Annotated in this window: 14 protein-coding genes; 7 read left to right on the forward strand and 7 right to left on the reverse strand. The window is 71.8% G+C overall.

Annotated elements, in window-relative coordinates:
• Window positions 1–15 precede the first annotated feature (15 nt).
• Window positions 16–528 carry a hypothetical protein gene (locus RMN57_RS36495; protein WP_313767591.1) on the forward strand — a complete coding sequence of 171 codons (513 nt, stop codon included), beginning with the start codon at window positions 16–18 and terminating at the stop codon, window positions 526–528.
• 191 nt (window positions 529–719) lie between these two features.
• On the opposite strand, the gene tnpA is transcribed toward RMN57_RS36495, so the two are convergent.
• Window positions 720–1136 (reverse strand): IS200/IS605 family transposase, encoded by a 417-nt coding sequence (tnpA, locus tag RMN57_RS36500; protein WP_313767592.1) that lies wholly within the window; start codon window positions 1134–1136, stop codon window positions 720–722.
• A gap of 25 nt (window positions 1137–1161) precedes the next feature.
• Here tnpA and RMN57_RS36505 point away from each other — a divergent pair, with 25 nt between their 5' ends.
• A complete protein-coding gene (locus RMN57_RS36505; RefSeq protein WP_313768082.1) occupies window positions 1162–2445 on the forward strand; it encodes an RNA-guided endonuclease TnpB family protein in 1284 nt (427 codons plus the stop codon).
• On the opposite strand, the gene RMN57_RS36510 is transcribed toward RMN57_RS36505, so the two are convergent.
• Window positions 2391–2882, reverse strand: a complete 492-nt coding sequence (locus RMN57_RS36510; protein WP_313767593.1) for a GNAT family N-acetyltransferase — start codon at window positions 2880–2882, stop codon at window positions 2391–2393. The genes RMN57_RS36505 and RMN57_RS36510 overlap by 55 nt on opposite strands.
• A 201-nt stretch (window positions 2883–3083) precedes the next feature.
• Here RMN57_RS36510 and RMN57_RS36515 point away from each other — a divergent pair, with 201 nt between their 5' ends.
• Window positions 3084–6014 (forward strand): TIM-barrel domain-containing protein, encoded by a 2931-nt coding sequence (locus tag RMN57_RS36515; protein WP_313767594.1) that lies wholly within the window; start codon window positions 3084–3086, stop codon window positions 6012–6014.
• Window positions 6015–6285: 271 nt separating this feature from the next.
• Window positions 6286–7044 carry a DeoR/GlpR family DNA-binding transcription regulator gene (locus RMN57_RS36520; protein ID WP_313767595.1) on the forward strand — a complete coding sequence of 253 codons (759 nt, stop codon included), beginning with the start codon at window positions 6286–6288 and terminating at the stop codon, window positions 7042–7044.
• 60 nt (window positions 7045–7104) lie between these two features.
• Here RMN57_RS36520 and RMN57_RS36525 read toward each other — a convergent pair whose 3' ends face one another.
• From RMN57_RS36525 to RMN57_RS36535, 3 genes are read right to left on the reverse strand one after another with little or no spacing between them, the layout of a single operon-like run.
• On the reverse strand, window positions 7105–8037 hold the full coding sequence (locus RMN57_RS36525; protein ID WP_313767596.1) for a carbohydrate ABC transporter permease: 933 nt from the start codon (window positions 8035–8037) through the stop codon (window positions 7105–7107).
• On the reverse strand, window positions 8037–8966 hold the full coding sequence (locus RMN57_RS36530; RefSeq protein ID WP_313767597.1) for a sugar ABC transporter permease: 930 nt from the start codon (window positions 8964–8966) through the stop codon (window positions 8037–8039). The genes RMN57_RS36525 and RMN57_RS36530 overlap by 1 nt, the downstream gene beginning before the upstream one ends.
• Window positions 8967–8996: 30 nt before the next feature.
• A complete protein-coding gene (locus tag RMN57_RS36535; protein WP_313767598.1) occupies window positions 8997–10265 on the reverse strand; it encodes an extracellular solute-binding protein in 1269 nt (422 codons plus the stop codon).
• 447 nt (window positions 10266–10712) lie between these two features.
• Here RMN57_RS36535 and RMN57_RS36540 point away from each other — a divergent pair, with 447 nt between their 5' ends.
• Window positions 10713–11039 carry a DUF6247 family protein gene (locus RMN57_RS36540; RefSeq protein WP_313767599.1) on the forward strand — a complete coding sequence of 109 codons (327 nt, stop codon included), beginning with the start codon at window positions 10713–10715 and terminating at the stop codon, window positions 11037–11039.
• 258 nt (window positions 11040–11297) lie between these two features.
• Here the strand turns inward: RMN57_RS36540 and gap are convergent, their stop codons facing one another.
• Together gap and RMN57_RS36550 are read right to left on the reverse strand one after the other, a co-directional pair.
• The gene (gap, locus tag RMN57_RS36545) at window positions 11298–12296 is read right to left on the reverse strand and encodes a type I glyceraldehyde-3-phosphate dehydrogenase (protein WP_313767600.1); all 999 of its coding nucleotides are present in this window, start codon (window positions 12294–12296) and stop codon (window positions 11298–11300) included.
• Window positions 12297–12660: 364 nt separating this feature from the next.
• Window positions 12661–13617, reverse strand: a complete 957-nt coding sequence (locus RMN57_RS36550; protein WP_313767601.1) for a DJ-1/PfpI family protein — start codon at window positions 13615–13617, stop codon at window positions 12661–12663.
• Window positions 13618–13909: 292 nt separating this feature from the next.
• Here RMN57_RS36550 and RMN57_RS36555 point away from each other — a divergent pair, with 292 nt between their 5' ends.
• Window positions 13910–14683, forward strand: a complete 774-nt coding sequence (locus tag RMN57_RS36555; RefSeq protein WP_313767602.1) for an alpha/beta hydrolase — start codon at window positions 13910–13912, stop codon at window positions 14681–14683.
• A gap of 488 nt (window positions 14684–15171) precedes the next feature.
• Window positions 15172–18006, forward strand: a complete 2835-nt coding sequence (locus tag RMN57_RS36560) for an SdrD B-like domain-containing protein (RefSeq protein ID WP_313767603.1) — start codon at window positions 15172–15174, stop codon at window positions 18004–18006.
• The last annotated feature ends 3 nt before the right edge of the window (window positions 18007–18009 follow it).

Consider the following 18009-nt stretch of genomic DNA (forward strand, 5'->3'; position numbering starts at 1 on the left):
TCTAGGGTGGTCCCCATGGGCTTCCTCGACCGGCTGACCGGCACCAAGCACCCCGACCGCGGGGTCGAACCGCGCTCCACCGAGGGTGTCCGGGCGGCACTGCTCGGCCTCAACGGGCCGGAGGCGCCGTACGTCGTGCGCGCCGCGGCCCCGGCGGAGGGCGCCGATCTCGTCGCGGAGTGGCGTCTGCGGGAGCCCGCCTGGCACCCGTACTTCGCCCGGACGCAGCTCGACCGGACGCTCCGGATCCGGATGCGGCTGCTCCCGGCCGCCCGGGAACTCCGGGCCCTCGACGAGCAGTGGAAGGTCACCTGGACCGGTGGCACGCCCACGCTGGTCCTGGAGCGCGAGTACTCCCGCGGCCAGGTCACCGAGTCCTCCCGGGAGTGGACGGTCGGGCGCCGGGCCGACGGCCGCCTCGGAGTGGAGGAGGCGGCCCGCTTCGACGCCGCCGCGCTGAAGGACCCGCTGCGGGACGCCGTCCTCGCCGCAGGGTGGACGTGGCGCGGCGCGGTCTTCAGGCTCTGATCCGGCTCCGCGGCTGCCGGGCCGCGCCCTGAGCAGCGCCGGCCCGGGGCCGGCGCTGCGTCACCGCCGGCGCTACCTGGACTAATCGCAGTGCACCGGGCTTCAGCCCGGTGGTGAAGCGATTCTGAACCCTGCTCTGACCTGTGCGGTGGGCACCCTCCCGCGCTGTGGACGGTGCCCACCGCAGACCGTCAAGCCGGACGGTTCTGCTGCTCGATGTACTGCCGGACTATCGACAGCGGCGCGCCGCCGACTGATCCGGCGAAGTACGAACCGGACCACAGACGCTGTGCCCGCCAGTAGTGCTTGACCAGCTCGGGGTACTCCTGCCGCAGCCGGCGCGAGCTGACGCCTTTGAGCGAGTTGACCAGCTTGGACAGGGCGACCTTCGGCGGGAAGTTCACCAGCAGGTGGACGTGGTTGTTCTCGCCGTTGAACTCGACCAACTCCACCTCGAAGTCGGCGCACACGTCCCGCATGATCTCTTCGAGCCGGGTCAGATGCCGGTCGGCGAAAACCTTGTGACGGTACTTCGTCACGAAAACCAAGTGCGCATGCAGGGCGAAAGCGCAGTGCCGACCAGTGCGGATGTTCTGATACTCAGCCATAAACCAAAATGGTACGGTGCTGACCGTGCAGCTCAGGTACAGCTTCCGCGTGTACCCGAACGGGCCTCAGCGTTCCGCGCTGGCCAGGGCGTTCGGGTGTGCACGGATGGCCTTCAATGATGCCCTCCGGGCACGTGAGACCGCCCGCGCCGCCGGGCTGCCGTTCATCCCGTCCGGCGAGCTGTCCAAGCAGCTCACGGCCGCGAAGAACACCCCCGAACGGGCATGGCTCGGCGAGGTGTCCGCCGTGGTGCTGCAACAGTCCCTCCGGGACCTGGACACCGCCTACCGGAACTTCTTCGACGGCCTCAAGGGCAAGCGCCCGAAGATGGGACCGCCCCGGTTCAAGTCCCGCAAGGACACCCGGCAGGCGATCCGCTTCACCGCGAACGCCCGATGGAAGATCACACCGGGCGGCGACCTATCGCTGCCGAAGATCGGCGACGTGCGGGTGAAGTGGTCCCGCGCCTTGCCGTCCGTGCCATCCTCGGTGACGGTGATCAAGGACAGCGCAGGCCGGTACTTCGCCAGCTTCGTTGTCGAGACGGACCCCGAGATCCTTCCCGAGACCGAGCCGGTCACCGGTCTCGATCTCGGCCTCGGACACTTCGCCGTCCTCTCGGACGGGCGGAAGATCGACGCCCCGAAGTTCCTCCGGCGCGCAGAGAAGAAGCTCAAACGCGCACAGCAAGCCCTGTCCCGTAAGGCCAAGGGCAGCAAGAACCGCGAGAAGGCCCGTCACAAGGTCGCTCGCAACCACGCACGGGTGGCCGACGCCCGGCGCGAGTTCCACCACCAGCTCTCCACCGAACTGATTCGCGAGAACCAAGCAATCGCGGTGGAAGACCTGGCGGTCAAGGGACTCGCCCGCACACGGCTCGCCAAGTCCGTGCACGACGCCGGATGGTCGGCGTTCGTCACCATGCTGGAGTACAAGGCCGCGAAGTACGGTCGGAACCTGATCAAGATCGGCCGCTTCGAGCCGACCTCCCAGGTTTGCTCCCACTGCGGCGTCAAGGACGGCCCCAAGCCGCTGAACATCCGCGTCTGGCAGTGCCAGGCGTGCGGCGTCTGGCTGGACCGGGACGTCAACGCCGCCGTCAACATAGCCACGGCCGCCGGACTGGCGGTGTCAGCCTGTCGAGCGCGGGTAAGCCGGGGACCCGTCCCCGCACAGCGCGAAGAAGCAGGAACCCACCGAGACGGTCAGACGACCGTGGTAGGAATCCCGCCCTTTAGGGCGGGGAGCGGAAGTCAAAGCGCGAGCTTGAAGCCGTCGTGGCTGCGGGTGAAGCCGAGCCTGGTGTAGAAGCGGTGCGCGTCCTCCCGCTGCTTGTTGCTGGTCAGCTGGACGAGCGCACAGCCGCGTGCGCGTGCCCGGGCGGTCGCCGCCTGCATCAGGGTGCGGCCGAGCCCGCTGCCGCGGCGGTCCGCGCGGACCCGGACCGCCTCGATCAGGGCCCGTTCGGCGCCGCCCTTGCCGAGTCCCGGGATGTACGTCGCCTGCAGGCAGCCGACCACGGTGCCGCCGGTGCCGCGGTCGGCGTCCTCGACCAGGACCAGCACCTCGTTGCGCGGATCCGCCTCGATCGCCGCGAAGGCCCGCTCGTACGCCTCCGTGACGGCCACCGTCGCCGGGTCGACCACCGTGTCCTCGTCGGCGAGCAGGGCGAGTACCGCCGGCAGCTCGGCACGGGTGGCGGGGCGCAGGACAGGGGCGGGCGCAGGCCCACGAGCAGCAGACATGGCCCCGACCCTAGTTGAGAGCCGCGCCAAGGGACCGTGGGAGCACCCGAGGCCGACCCCCGCCCCGCGCGATATTGCGTGATGGATGCTCAAAATTGGAGAATCAGCTCGCATTGTTGACTGAACTGAGCAGTGGCTGATGCAATTCCGGGTGCACGCTCGCTCCTCCGCGCATCTGTCTCCGTTCCGAGAGGGACCGTCATGCCCCAACCGAGCGGCACCATCCGAAGCCGGCTCTTCCGAGCCCTCGGCCACCTCCGCATCCGCGCCCGAACCGGCCGGCCCCCGCGACGGGCGCTGCGGGTCGGCCTGGTGACGGCCGTGCTCGCCACCGTCATGGTCGGGCTGGCCCCGGCCGGCACCGCGGCCGGGAGCACGGCCGGGAACATCACGGCCTTCCGCCAGTCCGGGACGACCTCCACCGTCTCCACGTCCTCGGGCACCGCCGTGCGGGTCGTGTTCGTCCGCGCCGACATCTTCCGCATCCAGCTCGCGCCCGACGGCCGGTTCACCGACCCGGCCGGCAGCGACCTCACCGTGAACACCGCGTTCGGCACCCCGACCGTCACGGCCACCGACCGGGGCTCCTACTACGAGATCGCCACCACCGCCGTCACCCTGCGGGCCTACAAACGGCCGCTCACGTTCGCCGCCTACCGGCCGGACGGCACGCTGCTCTGGCAGGAGTCGAAGCCGACCGCCTGGACCGCGTCGAGGACGACGCAGTACCTCGGCCGGGGCCCGGCCGAGCAGTACTACGGCACCGGCCTGCGGCTCGGGCCGTGGGCGCTGCGGGACCAGACCGTGCCGATCGCGGTCGACAACACCTGGAAGCCGAACAGCAACGCCAGCCCCGCGCCGTTCTACATGTCCTCCAACGGATACGGCGTGCTGCGCAACACCTGGGCGCCGGGCTCGTACGCGTTCACCGACCCGGTGGCCACGACCGAGAACGAGAAGCGCTTCGACGCCTACTACTTCGTCGCCGACTCGCTCAAGGGCGTGCTCGGCGCGTACACCGACGTGACCGGCAAACCGTTCCTGGCCCCGATCTGGGGTCTGGAGCTCGGCAACGCCGACTGCTTCAACGCCTCCAACCCCGACTACACCGGAGACCACACGCGGGCCCGGCACCAGACCACCCCCGACGTGGTCGGGTACGCGCAGGACGCGCGGAAGGCCGACATGCCGTCCGGCTGGATCCTGCCCAACGACGGCTACGGCTGTGGCTACACCGACCTGCGGCAGACGGTGTCCGACCTGGCGGGCCTCGGCTTCCACACCGGGCTCTGGACGTCGACCGGGCTGAGCGACATCAAGACCGAGGTCGGCACCGACGGCTCCCGCGGCGTGAAGACCGACGTGGCGTGGATCGGCGGCGGCTACAAGGGCGCGTTCGACGGGGTCAACCAGGCCGTCGCCGGGATCGAGGACAACTCGGACGCCCGCCGCTTCGTCTGGACCGTCGACGGCTGGGCCGGCACCCAGCGCAACGCGGTCGTGTGGACCGGCGACACCCGGGGCGACTGGCCCACCATGGGCTGGACCGTCCCCGCCGTGGTGGGTGCCGGGCTGTCCGGCCTCAACTACGCCTCCGGCGACGTCGACGGCATCTTCGGCGGCAGCCCGGAGACCTACACCCGCGACCTCCAGTGGAAGGCGTTCACCCCGGCGTTCATGACCATGTCCGGCTGGGGCGCCACCAACCCGGCCGCCGGCTACACCGACAAGCAGCCGTGGCGGTTCGCCGAGCCCTACCTGTCGGCCAACCGCAAGGCGCTGCAGACCAAGATGCGGCTGATGCCGTACCTGTACACGATGAGTCAGGCCGCCAGCACCACCGGCGTGCCCTCGACCCGCGCGCTGGTGCTGGAGTACCCGGACGACCCGGTGGCGCAGGGCAACGCCACCGCGCAGGAGTTCATGGCCGGGGACTCCTTCCTGGTCGCCCCGGTGACGACCGGCGGCACCACCCGGGACGGCATCTACCTCCCGGCCGGGACGTGGACCGACTACTGGACCGGCCGGGTCTACCAGGGCCCGACGACGCTCAACGGCTACGCGGCGCCGCTCGACTCGACGCCCGTGTTCGTCAAGGGCGGCGGCATCGTCCCGATGTGGCCGCAGATGAACCACACCGGCGAGAAGCCCGTCTCCACCCTCACCTACGACCTGTACCCGTCGGGGCGGTCGGCGTTCAGCCTCTACGAGGACGACGGCCTCACCCGCGCCTACCGGGCCGGCGCCTCGGCGCGGCAGCAGGTCACCGTGGACGCGCCGGCCGCGGGCACCGGTACCGTCACCGTCCAGGTCGGGGCGAGCACCGGTTCCTACGCCGGCAAGCCCGCCGAGCGCGGCTACGAGCTGACCGTCCACCTGGCCGGCGCGCCCACCGCCGTGAACCTCGGCCCGGCCCGGCTCGCCCGGCAGGCCACCATGGCGGACTACGACGCGGCGGCGACCGGCTGGTTCTTCGACCCGGCCGATCGCGGCGGCGTCCTGCGGGTCAAGGCGGGCAGCCAGTCCGGAGCGTTCACGGTCACCCTGCCCGGTGCGACCCTGCCCACGCCGACGACCGGGGCCGGCGGCTCGCCCGCGCTGGACAAGTCCGCCTGGAAGCTGGTGTCGGCGGACAGCCAGGAGACCGCCGCCGAGAACGGCGCCGCCGCCAACGCCTTCGACGGCAGCAGCGGCAGCCTCTGGCACACCGCCTACTCCGGCGGCACGCCCGCGGAGCTGCCGCACGAGATCCGGATCGACCTCGGCGCCCGGAACGCCGTCGACGGCCTGCGCTACCTGCCCCGGCAGGACGGCGGCGTCAACGGCCGCATCGGCCGGTACGAGGTCTACGTCTCCGACTCGGCCACCTCCTGGGGCAGTCCGGTGGCGACCGGCACCTGGGCCGACACCGGCACCGAGAAGACGGTGTCGTTCCCGGCCGCGGCCGGGCGCTACCTGCGGCTGCGGGCGCTGAGCGAGGCCGGCGACCGCGGGCCGTGGACCAGCGCGGCCGAGATCACGGCGACGGGCGCCCCCGCGGCCAAGACGCCCGCGGCCGGCGCCGCGGCTGCCGGCGCTGCGGTGGCCGGAGTCCCCGCGGCCGGGGGAACCGGCCGCGCCGGGAGCGGCTGAACCGCCGCTCGGCCGGCACACCCGGCGGGCGCACCGGACGGAGGTCCGGTGCGCCCGCCGGGGCCGTCCCGTCTGTTCAGATTTGAGCAGTACATGGCGATGGCGGTCGCGCCCGAAGGCCGCCCCACCGCCGACCACTGCGGCGTTCCGCCGCCCCGAACGGCAGCGGAACGCCGGATCCGCCCTGGTCGGGCCGGTCCGCACGGCGGCGCGAGTCCGCCGCCGGACGGTGGTCCGAAGCGGTGTCCACCCCCGGAGCTACACTCCGTCCATGCTCAAAGCTGATCGCGCCACCCGGATCCTCGCCCACGTCGCCGAGGAGGGGAGCGCAAACGTGCACGTGCTCTCCGAGCTGCTCGGGGTCTCCGGTGCGACGGTCCGCCGGGATCTCCAGGAGCTGCACGACCAGGGCCGGCTGCAGCGCACCCGCGGCGGAGCCGTGACCGGCGCGGTCAACCTCGAACTCCCACTGCGCCACCGCAGCGAGAAGCAGCGGGAGGAGAAGCGGCGGATCGCCCGGGCGGCCGCGGAGCTCGTCCCGGAGGGAGCGGTCGTCGGGCTCACCGGTGGCACGACCACCACCGAGCTCGCCCGCGTGCTGGCCGAGCGCGGCGGGATCACCGTGGTGACCAACGCCGTCAACATCGCGGCGGAGCTGATCGTGCGCCCGGAGGTCCGTCTGGTGGTGATCGGCGGGCTCGCCCGGTCGGCGAGCTACGAGCTGGTCGGCCCGGCCGCGGACCGGATGCTCGCGCAGTACCACTTCGACCTCGCCTTCATCGGGGTCGACGGCCTCACGGCGCACGAGGGCTGCACCACGCACGACGAGATGGAGGCGCAGACGGACCGCGCCTTCCTGCGCGGCAGCGCGCGCTCGGTCGTCCTCGCTGACAGCACCAAGATCGGCCGGGTCACCTTCGCCTCGATCTGCCCGCTGGCGGACATCCACGACGTGGTGACGGACGACGGCCTCTCCGAGGACCAGGAGAAGGCGCTGACCGACGTCGGCGTCCGGGTGCAGCGGGCCTGACCGGCGGACGGCCGGCCCTCGGGGCCCCGGCCCCGGGCCGGCCGTCCGCCGGGCGCTGCGCTACTTGACCGATCCGGCGGTGAGGCCGGAGACCACCTGCCGCTCGATGAAGGCGAACAGCACCACGACCGGCACGATGGCGACGACCGACCCGGCGAACAGGTAGTTCCACTGCACGGTGTAGTTGCCGACGAAGCCGTTGATGCCCACCGTCAGCGGCTGGCTGTCCGGCTCGGTGGACAGGGTCAGGCCCATCACGAACTCGTTCCACGCCGCGATGAAGGTGAAGATCACCGCGGTCACCACGCCCGGCATCGCCAGCGGCAGGACCACCCGGCGCAGCGCCCCGAGCCGGCCGAGGCCGTCGATCATGGCCGCCTCCTCCAGGGCCACCGGGATCGAGCCGATGTAGGCGGTCAGGATCCAGATGGTGAAGGCCAGGTTGAAGGCGGCGTTGCAGAGGATCAGCGTCCAGACCGAGTTGAGCATGTGCAGCTGGTAGAACTCGCGGTAGAGGCCCACCAGGAGCGAGGTCGGCTGGAACATCTGGGTGACCAGGACGAGCAGCAGGAAGAGCCGCCGGCCCCGGTAGCGCACCCGCGCGGTGTAGTAGGCGGCGGGCAGCGCGACCAGCAGCGCGAGCAGCGTGGAGCCGCCGGCGACCAGCAGGGTGACCCGCAGGTTGCCGCCGAGCGTCGACTCGCGCCAGACGTCGACGAAGTTGGACCAGGCGAAGTGCTCCGGCAGGTAGGTCGGGTCGCGCAGCTCGTTCGCCGGGCGCAGCGCGGTGACGACCATCTCCAGGTAGGGCAGCACGAAGACCGCCGCCAGCAGCCAGGCCACCGCGGTGACGAGCAGGGTGCGCGGCCCGATCCGGCGCCCGGTCCGGCCCGGGGCGGTGCGTGCCGTCCGGCGCGGGGGCCGGCGCGGGGCCGGCCGTTCCCGCGGGGCGGGCGCGGAAGCGGCCGGGGCAACGGGCGGGGTCGCCGCCATCAGCTCTCCTCCCTGTTCCAGCGGCTGACCCTGAGGAACGCCAGCACCATCAGGACGACCAGGGCGAAGTTGACGACGGACATCGCCGCCGACTCGCCGATGTCGGTGTTCTTCAACTGGTACATGAACACGGTCGTGGTGGCCGTGTCGCTGCTCGGTCCGCCCTGGGTCATGCCCCAGATGACCGGGAAGGAGTTGAAGACGTTGATCAGGTTGATCACCACGCCGACCAGGAAGGCCGGACGCAGCAGCGGCAGGGTGATCCTCAGGTAGGCCTGCCACGGGGAGGCGCCGTCCACGCGGGCGGCCTCGTACAGCTCGCCGGGCACGGTCTGCAGCCCGGCGAGCAGCGTGTAGGTGGTGAAGGGGAGGGAGACGAAGACGGCGACGGCCGTCATCCAGGGCCAGGCGGTCGAGGGCCGGCCGAGCCAGTCCTGGGGCCCGTCGATCAGACCGAGGTCGGTCATCGCGGTGTTGAGCACGCCGGCGGTCTGGTTGAGCATCCACTTGAAGCCGATGGAGGTCATCAGGACGGAGGCCGCCCAGGGCGCGATCAGCGCCCAGCGGGTGATCCGGCGGCCCGGGTAGCGCTGGTCGAACAGCTGGGCGAGGGCCAGGGAGAGCAGCATCGTCAGGCCGACGACGGCGCCCGTCCAGGCCGCCGTCCGGAGCAGGACGGGACCGAGGTCGGACTCGCCGAACAGCTTGCGGTACTTGTCGAGCCCGGCGGAGCCGCGGACGAACCCGCTGGTGCTGATCCGCAGGAACGAGGTGCGGACCATCTCGTAGACGGGCCACAGGACCACGAAGAGGATCAGCAGGACGGCCGGGCCGATCCAGGGGAGCGGACCGAGGCGGCCGAGGGCGGAGCGGGCGGGCGCGCGCCGACCGGACCGGCGGGGCCGCGCAGCGGTGGACTTGAGGGACACGTGCGGTGCCTTCCGAGCGGGTGCGACCGCCTACTTGTTCGCGACGGCGTCCTGGGACTTCTTCTGCAGGTCGCCCAGGACCTTGGCCGGGTCGCCGGCGACCGCACTGCCGATGCTCTTCTTGAGCTCGGCGGAGACGGCGTCCCACGTGGTGTCGCCGAGCGGGTAGAAGGTGGCCTGCGGCAGGAGGGAGAAGAAGGGTTCGAGGTCCTTGTGCCGGCCGCTGGCCGTCATCTCCCGCAGGGTGTCCTGGGTGACCGGCATCAGGTTGTAGGTCTCGTCGAACCTGAGCGTGTTGTCCTTGGCGTAGACGAAGTCGAGGAACTTCTTGATCTGCTCGCGGTGGCCGTTCTTCTTGAAGGCCATCGTCCAGTCCGCCACGCCGAGGGTGGACTTGAGCGGGCCGGCCTTGCCGGGGATCGGCGCGACGGCGTAGTCGACCTTGCCGTCCTTGGCCATCTGGATCAGCGAGGGGTGGCCGTTGAGCATGGCCGCCTTGCCCGCGGCGAAGTCGGCGAAGGCCGTCTTGCGGTCGGTGGTCGCCGGGTTGGCGTAGGTCAGGCCGGTGTCGACGAGGTTGGCCTTCAGCCAGCCGAAGGTGTCGATGTTCGCCTGGCTGTTGATGCTGTACTTGCCGCTCTTGTCGGTGTGGCCGCCGCCGTTGCCGAGCTCCCACATCATGCTCTCGCCCTGGGCCTCCTCGGGGCCGAGCGGCAGCGCGTAGGGGGTGACGCCGGGCACCTTCGCCTTGATGAGCTCCGCGTCCTTGCGGACCTCGTCCCAGGTGGCGGGCGGCTGGGCGATGCCGGCCTGCTGGAAGACCGCCTTGTTGTAGAAGAAGGCGCGGGCGGAGGAGACGAACGGGATGCCGTACTGGACGCCGTCGACCTTGCCGGCGTCGGCGAAGGTGTCGATGAGGTTGGCCCGGGTACCGGTCGACAGCACGTCCTCGGCCTTGTAGAGGAGGTCGTCGGCGACCTTGTCGGCGTAGCCGCCGGTCTGCAGGACGTCGGGGACGTTCCCGCTCTGGATCATCGTCTTGACCTGCTTGTCGATGTCGTTCCAGTTCACCACCTGGACGTCGATCCGGATGGCGGGGTTGGCCGCGTTGAACGCGGTGGCGACGCCGTCCCAGTAGGCCTTCGAGCTGTTGGTCTCCTTGTCGCCGTAGTCGGCGGCCACCAGTTTGAGGGTCACGTTCCCGTCCGCTGAGCCGCCGTCACCGCCGCTGCCGCAGGAGGTGAGGACGAGGACGGCGGCGGCACACGCCGCCGGGAGGCCGATGACACGTTTGTTCACTGCTGATACCGCCTTCGTCCTGCGGACCCGCGTCCTGGCCTGGTCCGCTCGTGGGGATTGCAGAGAGCTGTGAGCAGTCTTGGGAACGTTGTCGCGCGCTGGGGGACGGGCTGCCGTCCTGCTCGGTCGTCGGCGGCACCGGCGGACAGGCTCGCGCGTCCACCGGCGAAGCCTGCTTGCATGTGCTTGAAGATAGCCAGATTCGAGCAGATATGAAAGGGCCTGGTGTGTCGCGACGTCATCACGGAGGTGGCTCGGCGGGCGGTCGGCGGGCGGTCGGCGGGCCTTCGGCGGCCGGGCCCGGGTGGGCCTGGCCGGAGGCTCCCCGCGCGGTACCGGCGGCGGTGCCGGTGTTCACGGTGGCCGGCGAACGGGGAATCAACTCTTGGCGCCCACTGGGTGGGTGTGATTGCCGTACCGTGGCCGAGGACGAAGTGGAGGACCCGATTGAGCGCCCAGCCCGACCGCATCCCCGCCCCGCCGCGGGCCCCGCTGCCCGCTCCGGCCCCGGCGGCCGCCGCCCGGTTGGTCGCGCGCATCCGCGCCGACCGGGACGCGGCCCGCGCGAACCGGTGGTTGACGGCGTTCGAGCGGGACTGGGGCAAGGCGCTGGAGGACTCCCGGCAGACCTACGACCTGACCCCGCTGCACGAGGTCGTCCGCACCTGGCAGGGCCGCCTCGACACCGCGCCGGCGGTGGACGCCTTCGTGGCCGGCGGTCTGGACGACGCGGACGGCATCGCCCTGGAGCAGGTCCTCGGTGCGCGCCCCTGAGGTCGGGCGGCAGTGATGTGCGGTGAGCGGTGAGCGGTGAGCGGCGGCAAGGCGTGAGGCGCCACTGCGCAGGACGTCGAGCCCGAGCCGTCAAGGCCGCTCGGGAACGGCAGTGGGCCCGGCCGGAATGTCGGAACATTCCGGCCGGGCCCACTCGGGTGCGTGCCGTCTGCGCTGTCGCCGGGGCCGGGTCCCCGCGCCTCCATGGTCGGGGGCCCGGCCGTCCGGAGGCCTCGGACGTCCGAGGCCCGGCGCGGGTCAGTCGCGGGCGAGCAGCTCCAGCGTGTCGATGACGCGGTTGGAGAAGCCCCACTCGTTGTCGTACCAGGCGACGACCTTGACGTGCTTGCCGTCGACGCGGGTCAGGGCGGCGTCGAAGATCGAGGACGCCGGCTCACCGGTGATGTCGCCGGAGACCAGCGGCTCGTCGGCGTAGTCGAGGATGCCCTTGAGCTTGCCGTCGGCGGCGGCGCGGTAGGCGTCGAGGACCTCGTCGAGGGTGACCTCGCGCGAGACCGTGGTGTTGAGCTCGACGATCGAGCCCACCGGGACGGGAACGCGGATGGAGTCGCCGGACAGCTTGCCGTCCAGGTTCGGCAGCACCACGCCGATGGCCTTGGCGGCACCGGTGGTGGTCGGCACGATGTTCACGCCGGCGGCGCGGGCACGGCGCATGTCGCGGTGCGGGCCGTCCTGGAGGTTCTGCTCCTGGGTGTAGGCGTGCACGGTGGTCATGAAGCCGTGCTCGATGCCGGCCAGGTCGTCCAGGACGGACGCCAGCGGGGCCAGGGCGTTGGTGGTGCACGAGGCGTTCGAGATGATGACGTGCTCGGCCGGGTCGTACGCGTCGGTGTTGACGCCGTAGGCGAGGGTGACGTCGGCGCCGTCGGCCGGGGCGCTGACCAGCACGCGGCGGGCGCCGGCCTGGATGTGCGCGCGGGCGGCGTCGGCAGAGGTGAAGCGGCCGGTGGACTCCAGCACGATGTCGACACCGAGCTCGGCCCACGGCAGGGCGGCGGGGTCGCGCTCGGCGAGCACCTTGATGCGGTGGCCGTCGACGACGAGGTCGCCCTCGTCGACCGTCACGCTGCGGTTCAGGCGGCCGAGGGCGCTGTCGTACTTCAGCAGGTGGGCGAGCGACTCGGGCGCGGAGAGGTCGTTGATGGCGACCACCTCGAGGTCGCTGCCGCGCTGGAGCAGGGCGCGCAGGCTGTTGCGCCCGATGCGGCCGAATCCGTTGATGGCGATGCGGGTCATGGAGGCTTCCTTCCGGATTCCGGTCGTTTCGCCCTCCATGATCGGTAGCCGGGCGCCCGCCGGACAGGGGCAGGAATGACAGGGTGCGCAAGGATCTCGCCATGATCCTCGCCAACCACCGCAAGGATCTCGCCACTGCTGCTCGGGGTCGCTCGGGGCACCCCGGTCGGCGCCGGTTCCGGGCAGGCTCAAGTGCCCCGACCAGCGCGGATGTCGGGCAAGCGGGTGGGGTGGAGGCGGCCGGCGCAGGGGCGGACGCGGAGGGCGCAGGGGCGGACGCGGTCGGTGTGGGGGTGGAGGCGGCCGGCAGGACGGCCAGGTCGTCGGGGCGGTGCCCGTAGGTGGCCGCGTCGAGGGTCGTCGGTCAGGCGGTCGGGGCGGCGAAGGTGTGCCGGTACTCCGTGGGCGAGGTGCCGAGGATGCGCTGGAAGTGCAGCCGCAGGTTGGCGCCGGTGCCGAGTCCGACCCGGTCGGCTATCTGTTCGACGCCCAGGTCGGTGCGTTCGAGCAGCTCGCGGGCCAGGTCGACGCGGGCCCGCAGCACCCACTGCATCGGCGTGTAGCCGGTGTCCTCGACGAAGCGCCGCGAGAACGTCCGGGCCGAGACCCGGGCGATCCGGGCCAGGGTTTCGAGGGTCAGCGGCTCGGCCAGGTGGGCGAGGGCCCACTCCCGGGTGTCCGCGAACAGGTCGCCCAGCGGCTCGGGCACGCTGCGCGGCACGTACTGCGCCTGCCCGCCGCTGCGGTAGGGCGCGGCCACCAGCCGCCTCGCCACGTGGTTGGAGAGGCCGACCCCGTGGTCGCGCCGCACCAGGTGCAGGCAGAGGTCGATGCCCGAGGCCGCGCCCGCCGAGGTGAGCATGTCGCCCTCGTCGACGAACAGCACGTTCTCGTCGACCGACACCAGCGGATGCTGCTCGGCGAGCGCCTTGGTGTAGTGCCAGTGCGTCGTCGCCTTCCGGCCGTCGAGCAGGCCCGTCGCCGCCAGTGCGAACGCCCCCGTCGAGATGGCCGCCAGTCGCGCGCCCCGGTCGTGGGCGGCCACGAGCGATGCGACGACCTCCGCCGGTGGCGCGGTGGTCGCGGGATCCCGGTAGCCCGGGACGAAGACGGTGTCGGCCTGCTCCAGGGCGTCCAATCCGTCGGCCACGTGGTACGCCAGTCCGTCGCCGCCGGTCACCAGACCGGGGGCGGCGCCGCAGACCCGTACCTCGTAGGGCATGCTCGGCCGGGTGGAGAACACCTGGGCAGGGATGCCCACGTCGAGCGGCTTCGCGCCGTCCAGCACGAGCACGGCGACGCGGTGCTTCCTGCGGGCCATCGGTCTCTCCTCCACTCCTGCGCCTCCGGCCGTTGTCCGGCCGCCGTCGTGACCTGAATGCCGACGTGACCTGAATGCCGGTTGTCGCAAGTATCCTGCCATGTGCCGGTATGCGAACCGAGCGCGGGGCGGCGTCGAGGGAGGGGCGGGCCGGGCGAGCGGACCCCGGTGTACCGGCGGCCGGTGGCGGCCGCCACCATGAGACGACCGGACCCCTGGATGACCGGTCCTCTGGACGTTCGGCATCCCGGACGTCCGGCTCCCGCAGCCACCTCGAAAGGCGACCACACCCGTGCACTTCACCTCGGAGACGACCGCGGACGGCGTCACGGAGCACTGCTTCACCCTCGACGGCGTCCCCGGTGTGCTCTGGCTGCCGGCCACTGCGCAGGCCGGTTCGCCTGCCGCAGCGCCGGCCGACGCTGCGCCCACCCGTCGGCCGTTGGTGCTGCTCGGCCACGGCGGCGGCTCGCACAAGCTGGCCCCCGGCCTGGTGGCCCGCGCCGGCCGCTGCGCCACCCGGTACGGATTCGCCGTCGCGGCCCTCGACGCACCCGGGCACGGGGAGCGGCCGCGCACGGCGCAGGACGAACGGTTCGCCACGGAGATCGGGGAACTGCTGGCTACGGGACGGCCGATCAGTGCAAGGGTCGCCCGGCACACCGCGGCCCTCGCCGAGCAGGCCGTGCCCGAGTGGCAGGCCGTGATCGACGCGCTGCGCAAGCTCGACGGCGTCGGGCCGGACGGCCCGGTCGGCTACTGGGGGCTGTCGCTGGGCAGCGTGATCGGCGTCCCGCTCGCCGGGGCCGACCCGCGGATCACCGTGGCCGTGTTCGGCCTGGCCGGCGACGACTCGCTGACCGAGGCAGCCCGCCGGGTCACCGTCCCGGTCGAGTTCCTGCTCCAGTGGGACGACGAACTCGTCCCGCGCCGGGCGGCCCTCGCCCTGTTCGACGCCTTCGCCTCCGCCGAGAAGACCCTGCACGCCAACCCCGGAGGCCATCTGGACGTGCCCGACTTCGAGGTGACGGACTCCGAGCTCTTCCTCGCCCGTCACCTGCGGTAGCGGCCGGGCGGCCATGCGCCGGAACGTGCGGAGTGGGAAGTCGGCCGGCCCGACTTCCCACTCCGTTCTCCTGTCCAAGGGCTTCACGGCCGCACTGAACGTGCAGACGGTGTGACGAACGGGTGTCCGGGCTCGGATGGGCCGGGCGGACCGTCGGGCGAAAGGCGCGCCTGATGAACCCCTTCCGGCGCTGGGCGGCCGCCCTCTCGGGGACTCGGTCGTGTCCGCTCCGGCAGGGTCTCCGGGCAGTGAAACCTGAGGAAGAAGTTGTCTGCGGTGAAGGAGAGTTGGACCGCCAGTACGTGTGCGCCCACTGCGGGAGGCGCGACCCTTCGCCGACGAATCCCTGATTGAGTGACAACGTTCCGGTTCTGCTGCGAACTTGTGCGGAGTCCCTTTAAGCTCCCATTAACAATGGCGGCGCTCCGCCACTCACGAACTCCCTCACGAGGTCGGGCGGAACGCCCAACTGGACGATGAGAGCAGGGATGACAACGACACTTGGACAAACAGCCGGTGCCGCGCGCGGCCCGGACCGGCGCCGATCGGGTGCGCTCGGCGGGCGCACCGTGGGCGGCGCCGTGGCGCTGGCCGTCGGGATCGGCGCCTGCTCGCTGGTGGCGGCACCGGCGGCCTTCCCGCAGACCGGCGACGGCACGGTGACGGTCCGCGTGGTGCGGGCCGTGGACACGGACGGAGTGTGGACGCCCGGGCTGGAGCCGGGCATGGCGGGCGTGAAGGTGACGCTCACCGACGACGGTGGCACGAGTATCACGGGTACCACGGCGGCGGACGGCACGGTGGCGCTGGCGCCGGCCGCGGCCAAGCTGACCGGCGGCAAGTACCGCGTCCAGGTGGTGAATCCGAAGCCGGGCACGCTCTTCCCGGCCTTCGCCTCCCGCCAGGGGCTGGACGGCGAGCCCAACCGGCTGAGCAGCAACGAGGAGTTCGTCGACCTCTCCGGCGGCAAGGACGTGACGTACACCACCGGGCTGTGGAATCCCGGTGACTACTGCCAGAAGAACGCACCGCTGGTGACGACCTGTCAGTCCGCCAGCCGTGAGGGAGGGGCGAAGCGCACGCTGGTGTCCTTCCCGTACAGCGCCCGCGGCGAGGACGGCGTGGACGTGAAGGTCACGAACCTCGCGACGGACGCGGAGACCGGGACGCTCTTCGGTATCGCGTGGAACCGGGCGGACCGGCGGGTGTTCTCCTCCGCGCTGGCCAAGCGGACCACGGACTACGGTCCGGGCGGTGCGGGCGCGATCTACGTGACCGACCTCGCCCAGAAGAAGACCACGCTGTTCACCACCGTCCCGGACGCCGGTTCGACCGTCCACGGCGACGGAACGGACGACGGGTTCCTGGCGGTGCCGGGCAAGGAGAGCCTCGGCGGCATCAAGGTCACCGACGACGGCAAGGACCTCTTCGTCGTCAACCTCCACGACCGCAGGCTCTACCGCTACAACGCCACCGTGCCCACGGCCCCGTCGCCGAACGCGGCCTACCCGATCCCGGACCCGGGCTGCCCGGCGGCCGGGGACTGGCGCCCGTTCGGCCTGGGCCTCCAGGACGGCACCGGGTACCTGGGCGGCGTCTGCTCGGGCGAGTCCACCGGCAAGACGTCCGACCTGCGGGCGGTGGTGCTGCCGTTCGACCTGACCACCGGGGTCTTCGGCAAGGCGGTGCTGGACCAGCCGCTGGACTACCCGCGCGAGTCGACGGTCGGCACGGGCCCGTGCGACGGAGCGGGCTGGTTCCCGTGGACCGACTCCTACCCGACCTCGCAGAACGGCAAGCCGTGCGGTGCCTCCACCATCGCCCAGCCCGAACCGGAGCTGGGCGAGATCGCCTTCGAGTCCGACGGCTCGATGCTGCTGGCCTTCCGCGACCGCTTCGGCGACCGCGCACCGGCCGGTCCGACGCCGGGTTCGGCCTCCGTCGTCATGTCGGGCGGTGACCTGAACAAGGCGTGCCCGGTGAACGGCACGTACGTGATGGACACCAACAACGGTTGCGGAGTGACCTCCCGGGGCACCCGCTTCTTCGACACCAGCTGGGGTGGCCACCACAACACGGCGTTCGCCGGCATGGCCCTCTCCAAGGTCGAGAACACCATCGCGGTCTCCGCCTTCGACCCCAATCACACCGCCCTCGGCTACGGCACGTCGTTCCTCCAGCGGAACGGCAAGCAGGACCCGAGGTTCGGCCTGCGGCTCAACCCGTCCGGGGTGGACAGCGCACCGTTCGGCAAGGGTGCCTCGATGGGCGACCTGGAGGTTCTCTGCGACCAGGCGCCGCTGCAGATCGGCAACCGGGTCTGGTACGACCCGGAGCGCACGGGCATCCAGAGCCCGGGCCAGAAGCCGGTGCCGGGGGCGACCGTCAACCTCTACGACGAGGCCGGCAAGGTCGTCGGCACGACGAAGACGACGGCGCGCGGCGAGTACTACTTCGACGACTCCAACGTCACCGGTGGCCTCAAGCCGCACACCAAGTACACCGTCCGGCTCGACAACCCGGCCGACTACGCCAAGGGCGGACCCCTGTACCAGTGGGTGCCGACCGACGCGGACGTCGGTGACAACCACTTCGTCGACTCCAAGGGCGTCGTCCCGGCGGGCGGCACGTACGTGGAACGGGCCCTCACCACCGGGGGGCCGGGCGAGAACGACCACACCTACGACTTCGGCTTCCGGCAGAAGGAGGGCGCGCTGCGCCTGGTCAAGCACGACCAGGACGGCAAGCCGCTGGCCGGCGCGAAGTTCCGGCTGTGGAAGGAGACGAACGGGACGAGCGGGCTGCAGAGCACCGGTGACAAGCCCGACACGGCGGTCGGCGACCCCTGCACCACCGGGGCCGACGGCACCTGTCGGGGCAGCGGTGCCGCGGGGACGTACTACTGGCAGGAGTTGAGTCCGCCGGAGGGCTACGCCGCGCCCGAGGTGACGGTGTTCGGGCCGCTGGTGCTGAACGCCGACAACCTCGACGCCGGCGTCGAGGTGACGGCGGTCAACCGCCTGATCCCGACGCCGACGCCGACGCCGACTCCGACGGCGACGCCCACCGGGACTTCGTCGCCGACGCCGACCGGGCAGCCGACGCCGACGCCGGCGCCGACCGGCCCCGCCCCGGCGGTGCCCGCCCCGACGATGCCGCCCCCGGCACCGCCGGCCGTTCCGGCTCCCGTCCCGGGGTCGCACCTGCCCAGTACCGGTGCGGGCCAGGGGATCCCGGTGATGCTGGCCGGCGCGGGCACGCTGACCGTCCTCGGTGCGGCGCTCGTGCTGGTGGCCCGCCGGCGCAGGGCCGGGCAGCAGTAGTAC

Source organism: Kitasatospora sp. CM 4170 (assembly GCF_032110285.1).
GTDB lineage: Bacteria > Actinomycetota > Actinomycetes > Streptomycetales > Streptomycetaceae > Kitasatospora > Kitasatospora aburaviensis.

Excerpts from the sequence above, each read along its gene's own strand:
- RMN57_RS36550 (WP_313767601.1), bottom strand. The coding sequence starts at position 13,617 with ATGGCCCGCAGGAAGCACCGCGTCGCCGTGCTCGTGCTGGACGGCGCG.
- tnpA (WP_313767592.1), bottom strand. The coding sequence starts at position 1,136 with ATGGCTGAGTATCAGAACATCCGCACTGGTCGGCACTGCGCTTTCGCC.
- RMN57_RS36525 (WP_313767596.1), bottom strand. The coding sequence starts at position 8,037 with ATGGCGGCGACCCCGCCCGTTGCCCCGGCCGCTTCCGCGCCCGCCCCG.
- RMN57_RS36495 (WP_313767591.1), top strand. The coding sequence starts at position 16 with ATGGGCTTCCTCGACCGGCTGACCGGCACCAAGCACCCCGACCGCGGG.
- gap (WP_313767600.1), bottom strand. The coding sequence starts at position 12,296 with ATGACCCGCATCGCCATCAACGGATTCGGCCGCATCGGGCGCAACAGC.
- RMN57_RS36560 (WP_313767603.1), top strand. The coding sequence starts at position 15,172 with ATGACAACGACACTTGGACAAACAGCCGGTGCCGCGCGCGGCCCGGAC.
- RMN57_RS36510 (WP_313767593.1), bottom strand. The coding sequence starts at position 2,882 with ATGTCTGCTGCTCGTGGGCCTGCGCCCGCCCCTGTCCTGCGCCCCGCC.
- RMN57_RS36515 (WP_313767594.1), top strand. The coding sequence starts at position 3,084 with ATGCCCCAACCGAGCGGCACCATCCGAAGCCGGCTCTTCCGAGCCCTC.
- RMN57_RS36520 (WP_313767595.1), top strand. The coding sequence starts at position 6,286 with ATGCTCAAAGCTGATCGCGCCACCCGGATCCTCGCCCACGTCGCCGAG.